General features: G+C 69.9%; 10 protein-coding genes. All 10 read right to left on the bottom strand.

Annotated elements, in window-relative coordinates; all coding sequences use genetic code 11:
* Positions 1–95 precede the first annotated feature (95 nt).
* Complete coding sequence (locus WMF24_RS03770; RefSeq protein ID WP_437734964.1) at positions 96–401, bottom strand: hypothetical protein; 306 nt, start codon at positions 399–401, stop codon at positions 96–98.
* A gap of 307 nt (positions 402–708) precedes the next feature.
* Positions 709–1059: a hypothetical protein gene (locus WMF24_RS03765; protein WP_437734963.1), complete on the bottom strand. Its 351-nt coding sequence runs from the start codon at positions 1057–1059 to the stop codon at positions 709–711.
* A gap of 797 nt (positions 1060–1856) precedes the next feature.
* Positions 1857–3455, bottom strand: a complete 1599-nt coding sequence (locus WMF24_RS03760) for a hypothetical protein (protein ID WP_437734962.1) — start codon at positions 3453–3455, stop codon at positions 1857–1859.
* A 25-nt stretch (positions 3456–3480) separates the two neighbouring features.
* Positions 3481–3906, bottom strand: coding sequence for a PP2C family protein-serine/threonine phosphatase (locus tag WMF24_RS03755; RefSeq protein ID WP_437734961.1), 426 nt, complete (start codon positions 3904–3906; stop codon positions 3481–3483).
* A gap of 1196 nt (positions 3907–5102) precedes the next feature.
* Complete coding sequence (locus WMF24_RS03750) at positions 5103–6302, bottom strand: hypothetical protein (RefSeq protein ID WP_437734960.1); 1200 nt, start codon at positions 6300–6302, stop codon at positions 5103–5105.
* A gap of 382 nt (positions 6303–6684) precedes the next feature.
* A complete protein-coding gene (locus WMF24_RS03745) occupies positions 6685–7713 on the bottom strand; it encodes a PEGA domain-containing protein (RefSeq protein WP_437734959.1) in 1029 nt (342 codons plus the stop codon).
* A 489-nt stretch (positions 7714–8202) separates the two neighbouring features.
* The gene (locus WMF24_RS03740) at positions 8203–9798 is read right to left on the bottom strand and encodes a hypothetical protein (protein ID WP_437734958.1); all 1596 of its coding nucleotides are present in this window, start codon (positions 9796–9798) and stop codon (positions 8203–8205) included.
* A 20-nt stretch (positions 9799–9818) separates the two neighbouring features.
* Entirely contained in the window at positions 9819–10757 is a 939-nt protein-coding gene (locus tag WMF24_RS03735; protein ID WP_437734957.1) for a PEGA domain-containing protein, read from the bottom strand.
* Positions 10758–11582: 825 nt separating this feature from the next.
* A complete protein-coding gene (locus WMF24_RS03730; RefSeq protein ID WP_437734956.1) occupies positions 11583–13157 on the bottom strand; it encodes a PGRS family protein in 1575 nt (524 codons plus the stop codon).
* 20 nt (positions 13158–13177) lie between these two features.
* A complete protein-coding gene (locus WMF24_RS03725; protein WP_437734955.1) occupies positions 13178–14287 on the bottom strand; it encodes a PEGA domain-containing protein in 1110 nt (369 codons plus the stop codon).
* Between the last annotated feature and the right edge of the window lie 3 nt (positions 14288–14290).

The following is a 14290-nucleotide window of genomic DNA, read 5'->3' as shown; positions in this document are numbered from 1 at the left end:
GCGCGGGCGCGTTGCGAGCAAGCGCGCGCACGGGCTGGTCGCGAGCACAGGCCGGTCAGCGCCCGTGTGGAGGGGGCCCGGCGTGGGCGCTTCGCTCAGGGATCGTCGCGCTCGAGGCGAGGTGCTCGAACGAGCTTCAGGTGCGCCGGCCTGCTGCGGCGGGAACCCTTGCGCCGCTGTTCATCCGCCGAGGAGGTGTCCTTCACCAGGTCGAGGCCGAGCAGGAGCCTGGGGCGTATCCCGGAGGGCGGCGCGAGCTCTTCCACCGCCTCGCCGCGAGCGGCCCGCCGGGCCATGCACTGTTCGCAGCACCGCTCCGGGTCCCAGTCGATGTCCTCGAGGCCAAACTCCCGTACCCAGGCCCGCTCCCACTTCCCCATCTGGCTGAGACAGGGGCGCACGCGAGAGGGAGGGATCTCATCTCCGCGGGATTTCCGGCGCATCGGCGGGGGTGCTCCTTGGCAACGGATATCGCTGATTCTGCCAATCAAGGAGGAGCCCGCCAAGCGCTTTCTCGGGCCCTTCCAGCGAAGGTCGCGCACGCCCAACAGCCTTGAAGATTACGACGACAAGATCCAGATTATCGACAAATCATCATACCCTCGCAGCCCGCAGCGGCACGGGCCCCGGCGGGGCTCCCCGGGCTCGCGCAGCGATCTTTACGCCGACTCAGATCGAATTTCCGAAAAATGTTCGGACCAGGCCTCCTCATCCACGGTCACGCGCCGGCGCCGCACGCGCGTGCGGCGATCGCGCTGCCCCAGCGCGCGCCAGGATGCACATCATCTGCTCAGACCTGCCGTGCTCATGAGCGCAGTCCACGAGCAGGCTCGCCGCGAGACGCAGCTCGTGGGGCGCCGCAAGGATGCCGGCAATGCGATGCTCGGGTACCGAGCCCCAGAGACCGCCAGAGCACACAAGGAGGATGTCGCCCGGCTCGGTGCGCTCGAGCTGGGTCTTCACCTCCGCTGTTGCCTCGCAGCCGAGCGCGCGTGTCGCCGTATTCGCCCGTTGAGCCAACATGGCCAACGTATCCTGCGAGATGCCTTCGACCGGCACACCCTCATCGCGTGCCGCGAGGTCACGCGTTCGTTCCTCCAGTTCCCGTCACGGTCGATGGCCGTGCGGGAGACGATCTCACCGGCGACCAGGAACAGCCCGAGGCAAGGCAACGCACCGAGGCTCTCCTCGTTGCTCGTACGACGCCCCGACAAAGGCCTTCCGCTCCTGCCTCGATGGCGAGCGTTGGGCACACCATCATCCACCTCGCACGCTCGTCCCTGGGACGAGCCGAGCCAGGGCGCACCGCGTCGGCGGTGCGCCAGATCCTCAACGAATCGGTAGACCAGCGCACGGCGCAGCCACCGTGGGTGGTCAGCGCGCCTGGGCCGTCAACGTCGGCTCACGTGAACCGGCTCCCCTCCCACGCCCCGCGCTGGGTCCTCGGAGCCTTGGACGCTCTCGAGCCAACGTTGCGGCGCAGCCGCGCCGGCAGCGGCCAAGCTTCGCGGGCTCCTCGCGGAGCAAGAGCGATCTGCTGCTGGGCTGCCTTCAGCGACCGTCGGATGACATCCGCGCTCGCGGCCCGACGCAGAAGGGTTCAGCAGATCTCCGGTCCGTCCGCCCGCGCCTTGGGCATACCACACGGAGGTGGCCAAGTTGCAAGCGCCGAGCAGCCCACCGTGCCGCGTCTCCGCGACAAAAGAATCCCTATCACCCCGACGCGGGGTGCGTCCAATCATTTCTTGTTGTCTCCTTCAGCTCAGCGGTTCGCGGAGCACCGCGCCAACACGTCGCTCCTCGGCCTTGCGCTCAGTTCTCAACGATTCTCAATCATTCTCACCGCGCTGCTCACTTCACTGGCTGCAGCTCGCATTGCCCGTGAAGTCCCAATATTCTCCGCTCACACCCACGTCGCCGGCGTTTCCTCTCGGCGCCGGACCTCCGCCCTCGCCCGCTGTGCCCCCCATGAAGTTCGCCAGCGTCACCGCAGCACCCGGCACCGCCCCATATGCTATGCCCACCGCGTGCCCGCCTCGGCCGCCCGCGCCGGGGCCGCCCATGCCTCCTTGACCGCCATCTCCGCCTCGGCAGCCGATGGATCCACCAAGGGGCGAAGCGGTACCTCCGGGCGCGCCGCTGCCTCCAGGGGCTCCACCCCTCCCGCCGGCTCCGTTGCCCCCATTGCCCGCCTTCCCCACCGCGACGGTCACGTCGGTCAGCACCAGCTTCGTCCCCAGGCTCACGATCCCGAGGCTCGATCCCCCGGCCTTCCCGCCCCCGCCTCCCTTGCCGCCGCAACCACCGGCGCCGCCTCCGCCGCCGCTCGCACCCACGCCGTCCACCGTAGTCCCGCCTGCGCCTGGGCAGAACACCCCCGCCTTCGCTCCCCCTCCGCCTCCACCCCCTTGACCTCGCTTACCGGGTGTGCCGCTCTGGCCGTCGCCGCCAACGATGCCGGCCAGCGTCAGTGTCGTGTCGCTGCTGGCGATTCCCGGGTCGCCAGAATCGCCGCTCTTGCCGTTTGCCCCGGCATTACATTCGTCAGCGGGATCCGTTTGCCCCGAGCCTCCGATCCCTCTGTTGCTTGGGTTCTGCTCCGGCAGCGGCACCCCATCCGCTCCCTTCTCCCCGTTGCCTTCCTTGGTCCCCGTGATCCCGCCAGGGCCGCCAGCGCCCCCGCGTGTCTCGCCGTCCTCGCACTCCGTCACACCGGGGTCGCCGCCGAACACCACACTCGGGTTGGTGCACGCATTCGACACATTCATCGGCGCGCTCGCTCCCACCTGCGGCGCCTCCCCCGGCGTCTCGCCGTTCGCGCCATCCATGGCATCGCCCGCGGTCACATCCACTTGCGCGAGCTCCGCCTCGACGTCCGCCACCGCCACGCCGATCGACGACCCACCCGGCTCCGTCGCGCTCGCCGCGCGGATCGCGAAGCTCCTCACCTTCGCCCCGCTCGCGCCTTCCGTCATCGTGAGCGCCACCGCGCCCGCCGGTCCCTCGATCGCGCTGCGGGCCTCAGCGCTCCACGCCCACTCCGCGTCGCAATCGAAGCCGCCGATCACCTCGACCCCAGCCTCGATCGTCACACTCTCGCCGAACGCACCACTCGCGCACGCGAGCACCCGCTTGCCGTTTGCCTTCGCAACCGCCTCCCCGAGCGACGCATACGGCTTCGCCTTCGTCCCGTCTCCCCCTGCTTCCGCCGTCGCGCTCGCGAACACCGCACACTCGTCCCTCACCGCGCTCGCGTCCTCGGTCGGGTCTCCCTCGCACGCTGGATTCGGCGGTCCGCCGCCCGCGGCTTGGAGCCAGTCGTGTTCCGGGCCCTTCAGCATGTAGTCAGGGTCGCTGGTCAGGCCGATCGACAGCGCGTCGCACCCGACGGCCGCCAGCACCGCGCAGAGGGTGCCAGCCGTGATGCCACCAAGTCTTCTCCCGTGCTTGCGCACCGCTCCTCCTCGTGAATTTCAACTTTCAGGTGTCGCCGACACGCGCCACGACGCACGTCACGTCGCTGATCTCCCCATGCTCATGAGCGCAGTCCATCAGCAGACTCGCCGCGAGGCGCAACTCGTGGTGTGCCGCAAGGATACCGCTGATTCGGTGCTCCGACACAGCGCTCCAAAGCCCCTCCGAACACACGAGAAAAATGTCGCCTGGCTCGGTGCGCTCGACCTGCGTCTTCACCTCCACCGCCGCCTCGCAGCCGAGAGCGCGAGTCGCCGCATTCGCATGTTGGGCCAATACGACCAACGCATCCGGCAAGACTCTTCCATCCGTCAGGCCACCGTCGAGCGTTGCCTGATCGCGCCTTCGCTCCTCCAGCTCCCCGCCACGCAACCGGTAGACGCGCATATCGCCAGCGTACGCAATATATGCTGCCCCCGGCGCGAGCAGCACACCGGCGAACCTCAAAGGCACACCGCACCGTCCCGGATCCGCGCAATCGTTCCCGAGACCACAGCGGTTTGTTCGACGCGGGCTCATCATGAGCCGCACTTCGTCGCGACACCGCGGCGAAGTCATCTCATCAACACCACCATCATCCCCACGGTCCCTTTCGATGCACTCGTGTACCATCTCAATCGCCGTGCGGGAGACAGCCTCTTCACCGAATCCACCGACGACCAAGAACAGCCCCAGACAAGGCAACGCGCCAGAGCTCTCCTCCATGCTCGTACGACGCCTCGACACAGGGGCATCCGCCCCCGCCTCGACGGCGAGCGCTCGGCACACCATCATCCACCTCGCACGCTCGTCGCGAGGACGAGCCGAGTCACGGCGCACCACGCCCGCGGTACACCAAATCCTGATTTGTCGCCCAGCGCACGGCGGCGTCGCCGCCGTGCACCCTCACCGCGCCCGGGCCGTCAACGTCGGCTCACGCAAACCAGCACCCTCGAGATCGAGCCCTCTGCTCAAGGCTCCTTGCGTTCGACACGCGGTGAGCGCACGAGCTTCAGCAGCGTCAGCTTGCCTCCGCGCTCGCTCCGTCGCTTCGGACCACCAGCCCTCGGTGGGATCTTCGCCCAGCCATGGCTCCGCATCCACCTCGGTCGGCTCCCCGACGGCGGCGCAACCTCCTCCACCACCTCTGCCCGAGCCGCTCGCTTCGCGACGCAGTGCTCGCAACACTGCTCCGGATCCCACGGGATGTCATCGAGGCCGAGCTTCCGTACCCATTTCCGCTCCCAGTCGCTCAGTCCACTCAGGCTCGGGCGCCGGCGAGAAGGAGGGACGTCGTCTCGGCGGGACTTCCGGCGCGTCGGCATCGCTGCTCCTTCCGATCGGGTAGCGCTGATTCTGCCCATCCCGGAAGAGGCCGCCAGGCGTATCTGTCAGAAATCGATGCCTTTCGATGGTTTACGACCAGACTTGTCAATTTTCCACAAGCTCGTACGTGATGCTCACTTTCCGCGGCTCTCGCTGGCACCGAAGCTGCTGCGGACACCGCTCGACACCTCCAGCCCTCCGGCACAGCCGTCGGGACGCACCTCTCCCCAGCGATCGCGTCTCGCGCGACCGCCTCCACCAGTTCCTCCCGCGGCGGCGCGGGCGGCGCACTCGACGACGACGCCCGCTACCTGACCGCTCGCTCACGGAAACTCCTGCTCCGCTGCGCTTACGCCCTCGGCGCCTGTATTTTCCGCGACGTTGCTGCTTCCGCCGGGTCCCCCGACTCCCGCCGTGCCGGGGGTCAACGTCGTCTGCCCCTCCTGTTTCACCGCATCGCCCCGGTACGCGATCGCAAGCGACGGCCCGCCGAGACCTCCTCCTCCGGGGCCGCCGTTGCCTCCCTGGCCTCCCTTCCCTCCATCGCACGCGTTCTTCGACCCGCCGACCCCCATGCCGCCGACGCCGCCAAGACCGCCGGCTCCGCCCGGCTGCAGGTCACCGCCAGCGCCTCCCTTCCCTCCGTTGCCCGCCTTCAGCACGCAGTCCTTCAGCGTCACCTTCCCGTCCACGCTCGCCAACGCGATGCTCGCTCCGCCGGCTCCGCCCCCTTGCCCCGGCAGCCCGCCGCAGCCGCCGGGTCCGCCGCTGCCTCCGCTCGCTCCGGCTCCTGGCATGCCGCCTCCGCAGATCGCCGCGCCACCTTTCGCCCCTCCGCCCCCGCCTCCGCCTTGCCCGGGTTTGCCCGCTCGCCCGGCCTCGCCACTCGCGCCCACGTACCCCGACGAGCTCAGCGTGCCGCGACCGCTCGCGGCGAAACCAGGTTCGCCGGCCGGGCCATTATCGCCGCCCTGCCCGGTGCCACCGGCGGCGCAGCTCCAGTCGCCTGCCGCGGGCTCCCCGGAGCCGGCTGCTCCGAGCGAGCCGGGCTCTCCGATCTCTCCACTGCCGCCGTTGTTCACCCTGCCAGCGCCGCCCTCTCCGCCGATCGACAGCGCGCCTCCGCACGCGTTCTCGACCTGCGTTCCTCCTGGCAGCGCCGCATCCGGCGCTCCCGATGTATCGAGATCGCTACAAGCATCCGTTCCCGCGTTCCCCGGTGACGCCTGCACCGGCACCTCGCTCGGCGCATCCTCTCCCTCCGCGCCGTCCGCCCCGTTCCCGGCGATCAGCTCGCACCGCACCAGCTCCGCCTCCGCGCCGTCCACCAGCACCGCGATCGACGACGCTCCCGGCGCCTGCGCATCCGCCGCGTGCACGGCCACGTCCTCGATCCTCACCGGGCCTTCGCCCCGCATCACCTTCAGCGCGATCCCCCCTTCGCCGGGCGCCACCACCGTCTTCGCCGTTTCGCCGATCCATCGCCATCCGTTTGCGCAGTCGAGGCCGCCGAACAGCCCCATGCCCGCGGGTACTCCGCCGCCTCGGCGAACTCCTCCGCGCACGCGTACACCGCGCCTCCCTTGTCCGCTGCCCGCTCGATCGCCGCGCTCAGCGTCTTCACGGGCTCTGCCTTCGTCCCGTCACCCGTGTCGTCACCGCTCGCTGACACGAAGACGCCACACGCGTCCCCTACTGCCTCCGGGTTCTCGCTCGGCACGCAGCTCGCTGGTGTCCCGCCGCCACTTCCAGCTTGAAGGAAGTAGTCGCACGTCAGCATCCGCTGGCAGTTCCCTGTCACATCGAGCCACAGCGCATCACAACCGGTGGCCATGATGGCGATCGCCGCAGTCGCCCATACCCGCTGCTTTGTTTGGGTTCTCATCTTCTTCTCTCTGCAGCTCGTTACCAGACGCCCAGCAGGGCGACCCCTGCGGTGTGAGCACCTACTTGGGGCAGCACACGCACTGGCGCTGCCACCCGCGCCGCCGGCCGCGGCCACAGGACATAAGTCACCGCGGCGACGGCAAGCACGCCTGACGCTGCAAACGCTACTCGTGCCGCATTGCCGAAGGTTTCCTCGCGCGATCCGGCATCATTCAGCTCCGAGCAACGATCCACGAACGCGCTCGGCGGTCGCTTGCACTGCCCACCTGCGTCGATGATCGCACTGCCCTGCGCGTCGACATCATCGCTTGCAGCGTTCGACGCCACCGTCATCCCGATCCCCACCCCGAGCCCCACCGCGCTCGCCGCCCCCAGCGCGATCACCGGCACCCAGCTCCTCTTCTCCGGCGGCGGCGGCGGCTCCACCGGCACCGCCGGCTGCCCCGCCACGGGCCCGACGACCCCCGCCCCCGTCGCGCTCCCGCCCCCCTCCGTCTTCACACCCGACGCCTGCGCCTCGCTCCTCACCGGCGAGATCGCCAGCCTCACCTCCGCCGTCCCGCCCTTCGCCACGCTCACCGTCTGGCTCACCGGCTCGTAGTCCAGGTGCCGCGCCTCCGCCCGGTGCTCGCCGGGGTCCACGAACACCTCCCCTTCCAGCGGCGCCCGGCCGACGCTCTTGCCGTCCACCAGCACTTCCGCTCCCGCCACCGTGACCGACACCTTGAGCGCGCCCACCTGCGCCCGCGACTCCGCCAGCCACTTCTCGGCGTTCGGCTTCAGCTTCGCCACCCCCTTCAGCAGCGGCCAGTGCCTCAGCGCGAACGAAAGGTACTGCGCTGCTTCCCGGTGTTTCTGCAGCTTGTATTCCGTGTTCCCGAGGTTGTACGCCACGTCGAACGTCGGGTTCAGCTCCCAGGCCGACTCAAGCTCCGCCTCCACATACGGATCGGACACCGTGGCAGGCGGCGAGGTGCTGCGCTCCTCGCCCCACGCAACGCGCACAGGAGCGCAGCACAGGGCGACAGCGACAAGCAGGCTGCCCACCCCCGGCCCGTGCTCGGCCCTGCGGGCCTGCGCGCGGTCCGCCCCTCCCACGCCCCGCGCTACGCGCGGGACGGGAGGGGTCTCAGGATCACCCGCAGCTCTCGAGCCTGCGCTGCGGCGCATCCGCCTGGCCGCAGCCACAGTTCGCGGGCTCCTCACCGCGCAAAAGCGATCTGCTGCTGGGCTGCCTTCAGCGACCGTCGGATAACATCCGTACTCGCGGCCCGACGCAGAAGGATGCAGCAGATCTCCGGTCCGTCCGCCCGCGCCTTGGGCATTCCACTCTGAGGTGGCGAGGTTGTCAGCGCCGGGCAGCCCACCGTGCCGCGTCTCCGCGACAAAAGAATCCCTATCACCCCGGCGCGGGGTGCGTCCAATCATTTCTTGTTGTCTCCTTCAGCTCAGCAGCTCACCAGCCGTGGCCCTCATTGCTCGGCCAAGCGCATTCCGCTGAGCTCCTCGGAATTACCAAACACCCCATCACTCTTCTCAGTCTCCGCAGCTCTCGTTGGTCGCAAAACTCCAGCAGACAACGCTCGCCCCTTTGACTCCGTTGTTTTGCTCCAAGCCACCGGGCCCGGCGCTACCACCGTCGCCGGCCGTGCCCATGGTGAACTCCATGAGCTCCACTGCGGCAGTCGGCGCCGCGGCGTAGGCGATGCCCACCGCGTGGCCGCCTCGACCACCGCCGCCAGGGCCACCCATCCCGCCTTGACCGCCTCGGCCACCATCACAGCCGATCGATCCACCGAGGGGCGAAGCAGCCCCCCCCGCGCCGCCGCTGCCTCCAGCGGCACCGCCTCTCCCGCCGGCTCCATCTCCGCCCTTCCCCGCCTTACCCACCGCGACCGTCACCTCCTTCAGCACCAGTTTCGTCCCCAGGCTCACGATCCCGAGGCTCGACCCGCCGGCCTTCCCGCCACCGCCTCCCTTACCGCCGCAGCCGCCGGCTCCGCCCCCACCACCGCTCGCGCCAAGCCCCGGGACGGTGTTCGGGCCTCTCGGGCAGAACTGCCCCGCTTTCGCACCGCCACCTCCCCCTCCCCCTTGACCTCGCTTCCCGATTGTGCCGTCGCCTCCGTCGCCGCCCTCGATGCCGGCCAGCGTCAGCCGCGTGTCGCTTCCGGCAGCGCCAGCCATGCCACGGGCTCCACTCTTGCCGATTGTGCCGGGTTTGCAGTCGCCGTCTGGATCCGTCTGTCCCGTGCCGCCAAGTCCGGACGCATCGGGATTCGGCTCCGGTACCGGCGCGCCATCCGCCCCGATCTGCCCGTTGCCGTCGTCCGCGCCTGGGACCCCGCCCACCCCTCCGGCACCGCCGCGCGTCTCGCCGTCCTCGCACATCGTCACGCCGGGGTCGCCGCCGTACACCTGCGCCTCCCCAACACACGCTGCCGAGGCCGTTGTCGTGGACCCGCTTGCGCCGGCCAGCGGCACCTCGGTCGGCGCCTCGCCAGTCGCGCCATCCATGGCATCGCCCGCCGTCACGTCCACCTGCGCAAGCTCCACCTCGACGTCCGCCACCGCCACGCCGATCGACGACCCACCCGGCTCCGTCGCGCTCGCCGCGCGGATCGCGAAGCTCCTCACCTTCGCCCCGCTTGCGCCTTCCGTCATCGTGAGCGCCACCGCGCCGGCGGGTCCCTCGATCGCGCTGCGGGCCTCAGCGCTCCACGCCCACTCCGCCTTGCAGTCGAAGCCGCCGATCACCTCGACCCCAGCCTCGATCGTCACGCTCTCCGCGAACGGCTCGATCGCACACGCGAGCACTCGCTTGCCGTTCGCCTTCGCAACCGCCTCCCCGAGCGACGCATACGGCTTCGCCTTCGTCCCGTCTCCCCCCGCTTCCGCCGTCGCGCTCGCGAATACCGCGCACTCGTCCGTCACCGTGCTCGCGTCCTGCGTCGGATCAGCCTCGCACGAGGGGTTTGGCGGTCCTCCGCCACTGCCTGTCGGCAGGAAGTGCCCGCATGTGAGCAGGAACTCGCAGTCGCTATCCAGCCCGATCGACAGATAGTCGCAGCCGCTCATGAGCAACGATGCCGCACTCCAGCTCATCCACCACGTCACCCGCCTGGTCTTCATTGTGCTCACCATCGCCCCGCTCACCAAGCTCCCACGACGACGACACCGCCCCCGCCTACGTTCGTCTGAGGCAACACACGCACGCCGTGCGTCGCCGGCCCGGAACGTCGAGGCCAGAGCGCATACGTCACCGCAGCGGCCGCCAGCACGCCCGACGCCGCGTAGCCGACCACGGACACCGTGCCGAATCGCGCCGCCCGCCCCGCCTCGTTCTCCACGTCGCGGCACGTGTCGATCAATTCGCTCGGCGGCTCGATGCACCGCCCGTTCGCCTGCCGGATCTGCTCTCGATATCCCTCCGCGTCGCTCCGCGCATTTCTCGACATTACCGTCATCCCGATCCCCACCCCGAGCCCCACCGCGCTCGCCGCCCCCAGCGCGATCACCGGCACCCAGCTCCTCTTCTCCGGCGGCGGCGGCGGCTCCACCGGCACCGCCGGCTGCCCCGCCACGGGCCCGACGACCCCCGCCCCCGTCGCGCTCCCGCCCCCCTCCGTCTTCACACCCGACGCCTGCGCCTCGCTCCTCACCGGCGAGATCGCCAGCTTCACCTCCGCCGTCCCGCCCTTCGCCACGCTCACCGTCTGGCTCACCGGCTCGTAGTCCAGGTGCCGCGCCTCCGCCCGGTGCTCGCCGGGGTCCACGAACACCTCCCCTTCCAGCGGCGCCCGGCCGACGCTCTTGCCGTCCACCAGCACTTCCGCTCCCGCCACGGTGACCGACACCTTGAGCGCGCCCACCTGCGCCCGCGACTCCGCCAGCCACTTCTCGGCGTTCGGCTTCAGCTTCGCCACCCCCTTCAGCAGCGGCCAGTGCCTCAGCGCGAACGAAAGGTACTGCGCTGCTTCTCGGTGTTTCTGCAGCTTGTATTCCGTGTTCCCGAGGTTGTACGCCACGTCGAACGTCGGGTTCAGCTCCCAGGCCGACTCAAGCTCCGCCTCCACATACGGATCGGACATCGTGGCAGGTGGCGAGCTTCTGCGCTCCTCGCCCCACGCCACGCGCACAGGCGAGCAGCACAGGACGACAGCGAGAACCAAGCTGCCCACCCCCGGCCCGTGCTCGGCCCTGCGGGCCTGCGCGCGGGCCGCCCCTCCCAAGTCCCGCGCTACGCGCGGGACGGGAGGGGTCCCCGAAGCACCGGCCGCTCTCGAGCCTGCGCTGCCGCGCATCCGAGCGGCCGCTGCCACAGTTCGCGGGCTCCTCGCCGCGCAAAAGCGATCTGCTGCTGGGCTGCCTTCAACGACCGTCGGATAACATCCGTACTCGCGGCCCGACGCAGAAGGATGCAGCAGATCTCCGGTCAATCCGCCCGCGCCTTGGGCATTCCACTCTGAGGTGGCGAGGTTGTCAGCGCCGAGCAGCCCACCGTGCCGCGTTTCCGCGACAAAACAGTCCCTACCACCCCGGCGCGGGGTGCGTCCAACCATTTCTTGTCTCCTCCTTCAGCTCAGCGGCTCACCAGCCGTGGCCCTCGTCATTCGACGCGAATGCATTACGTTCAGCTTCACGTGATTACCAACCGACAACACATCGTTTCTTACGGCCCGCAGCCCGCCTTCGGGGTGAAGTCTCAGCGGTTTCCGCTCGCGTCCGGTGCACCGGCGTTCCAGCAGGCTCTGCTCGCTACCGCGCACGGCTCCCTTGCGATGCACCTCTCCCCTGCGATCGCGCCTCGCGCGATCGCCGACACCTCTTCCCGCCTCTTCCCGCCTCTTCCCGCCCCACTCCGCGACCGTGCGAGCGGCGCTCTCGACAACGCCGCCCGCTACCTCACCGCTCGGTCACGGAAACTCTTGCTCCGCTGCACTTACGCCGTCAGCGCCTGCATTCTCCGCAACGTTGCTGCTTCCGCCGGGTCCCCCCGCGCCCGCCGTGCCGGGGGTCAACGTCGTCTGTCCTTGCTGCTTCACTGGCGCGCCTCGGTACGCGATCGCCAGCGACGGCCCGCCGAGACCTCCTCCTCCTGGACCGCCGTTGCCTCCCTGCCCTCCCTGACCGCCAGCGCACGCAGCCTTGGAGCCGCCCATCCCGGTGCCTCCCACCCCGCCGAGACCTCCGAGCCCGCCCGGCTGCAGGTCACCGCCCGCGCCCCCCTTGCCTCCGTTGCCCGCCTTCAGCACGCAGTCCCTCAGCGTCACCTTCCCCTCCACGCTCGCCAGCGCGATGCTCGCTCCGCCGGCTCCGCCGCCTTGGCCAGGCAGCCCGCCGCAGCCACCAGGTCCGCCGCTGCCTCCGCTCGCTCCGGCTCCTGACATCCCGCCTGCGCAGATCGCCGCACCGCCCTTCGCGCCCCCGCCTCCGCCTCCGCCTTGCCCTGGATGGCCCGCTCCCCCGGCTCCGCCGCTTTTGCCCACATAGCCGGATGAGCTCAGCGCGCCGAGGCCGCTCGCGGCGACGCCGGTATCGCCGGGCGCACCGTTGTCGCCTGCACCAGCGCCGCCATTCGTGCCGCCAACGTTGCAGTTCCAGCCATCGCTACTCTCTCCGAGTCCACCAGCACCATTTCCCGGGCTCACCGGCGTTCCGATGTCGCCGCCGGTGCCATTGGTCACGTTTCCATCACCACCACCACCGCCAATCGACAGCTCCCCGCCGCACTCGTTGACCACCTGGGCGCCGCCGGACAGCGTCACGTCTGGCCCCGGCGTGCCATCAACATCGCTGCACGCATTCGTTCCGGCGTTCCCCGGCGACGCCTGCGGCGGCGCCTCGCTCGGCGCGTCCTCTCCCTCCGCGCCATCCGCTCCGTTCCCGGCGACCAGCTCGCACCGCACGAGCTCGGCCTCCGCACGATCCACCAGCACCGCGATCGACGACGCCCCCGGCGCCTGCGCATCCGCCGCGTGCACCGACACGTCCTCGATCCTCACCGCCCCCTCGCCCCTCATCACCTTCAGCGCGATCGCCTCTTCGCCCGGCGCCACGACCGTCTTCGCCGTCTCGCCGATCCAGCCCCATCCGTTTGCGCAGTCGAGACCGCCGAAGAACTTCACGCCCGCGGGCACCTGCGCCGCCTCCGTAAACTCCTCCGCGCACGCGTACACCGCGCTCCCTTGCTCCGCCGCCCGCGCGATCGCCAGGCTCAGCGTCTTCAGGGGCTCCGCCTTCGTCCCGGCGCCCTCGTCGCTGCCGCTCACCGACACGAACACGCCACACGCATCCACTACCGCCTCCGGGCTCTCGCTCGGCACGCAGCTCGACGGCGTCCCGCCGCCACTTCCAGCTTGAATAAAGTAGTCGCATGTCAGCATCCGCTTGCAGTCCCCCGTCACATCGAGCCACAGCGCATCACAGCCCGTGGCCATGATGGCGGTAGCAACGGCCGCCCACACCCGCTGCTTCGTTTGGATTCTCATCTTCTTCTCTTTCGAGCTCGTTACCAAACGCCGAGCAGGGTGACCCCTGCGCTATGAGCACCCACATCGGGCAACACGCGCACCGGCGCCACTACCCGCGCCTCCGCCCGAGGCCACAAGGCATAAGTCACAGCGGCGACGGCTAGCACACCCGATGCTGCAAACGCTATTCGTGCCGCGTTGCCGAACGTTTCCTCCCGCGAGCCGGCATCATACAGTTTCGAGCAACGATCGACGAACGCGCTCGGCGGCTCCCTGCACTGCCCGCCTGCGTCGATGATCGCGCGCCCCTGCATGTCGACATCACTGCTCGCATTGTTCGACGCCACCGTCATCCCGATCCCCACGCCGAGCCCCACCGCGCTCGCCGCTCCCAGCGCGATCACCGGCACCCAGCTCCTCTCCTGCGGCGGCTGCACCGGCTCCACGGGCGCCCCGGTCCCCAGCCCTGCCGCAGGCGCCCCGGCCCCCGCCCCCGGCGCGCTCGCGCCTTCCCCCGCCCGCGCGACCGGCGCCTCGCTCGGCGCCAGCGCCATCGCCAGCGTCACCTCCACCGCACCGCCCTTCGCCACCTGCACCGTCTCGCTCGCCGGCGCGTACCCCGAAAGCCTCGCCTCCACTCGGTGCTCCCCCGCCTCGACGAACACCTCTCCTTCCAGCGGCGACCTGCCCACCGCCTTACCGTCGACCAGCACCTCCGCTCCCGCCGCGCCGACCGTCACCGCCACCGCACCCACCTGCGCCCGCGACTCCGCCAGCCACTTCTCGGCGTTCGGCTTCAGCTTCGCCACCCCCTTCAGCAGCGGCCAGTGCCTCAGCGCGAACGAAAGGTACTGCGCTGCTTCCCGGTGTTTCTGCAGCTTGTATTCCGTGTTCCCGAGGTTGTACGCCACGTCGAACGTCGGGTTCAGCTCCCAGGCCACGAGCAGCGCCTCCTCGGCCTCTTGGTACTTGCCAGCCAAGTAGAGCGACTTTGCTTTATCGACGAGCGCTTCGGCGCGCTTCGCCGCATCGGCGGCGCTGGCGGGCGTCGTCCCCGGCGCGGCTGGCTGCGCGGCAGCAATGTCAGGGTCGGCGATCAAGGTCGCAACGGTCAGCAATACAGCAAGCGATCGGCTGGTCATCTTCATGGC

It is taken from the genome of Sorangium sp. So ce1335 (assembly GCF_051521615.1).
Lineage (GTDB): Bacteria > Myxococcota_A > Polyangia > Polyangiales > Polyangiaceae > Sorangium.
This window is presented reverse-complemented; position numbering and strand designations above follow the sequence as displayed.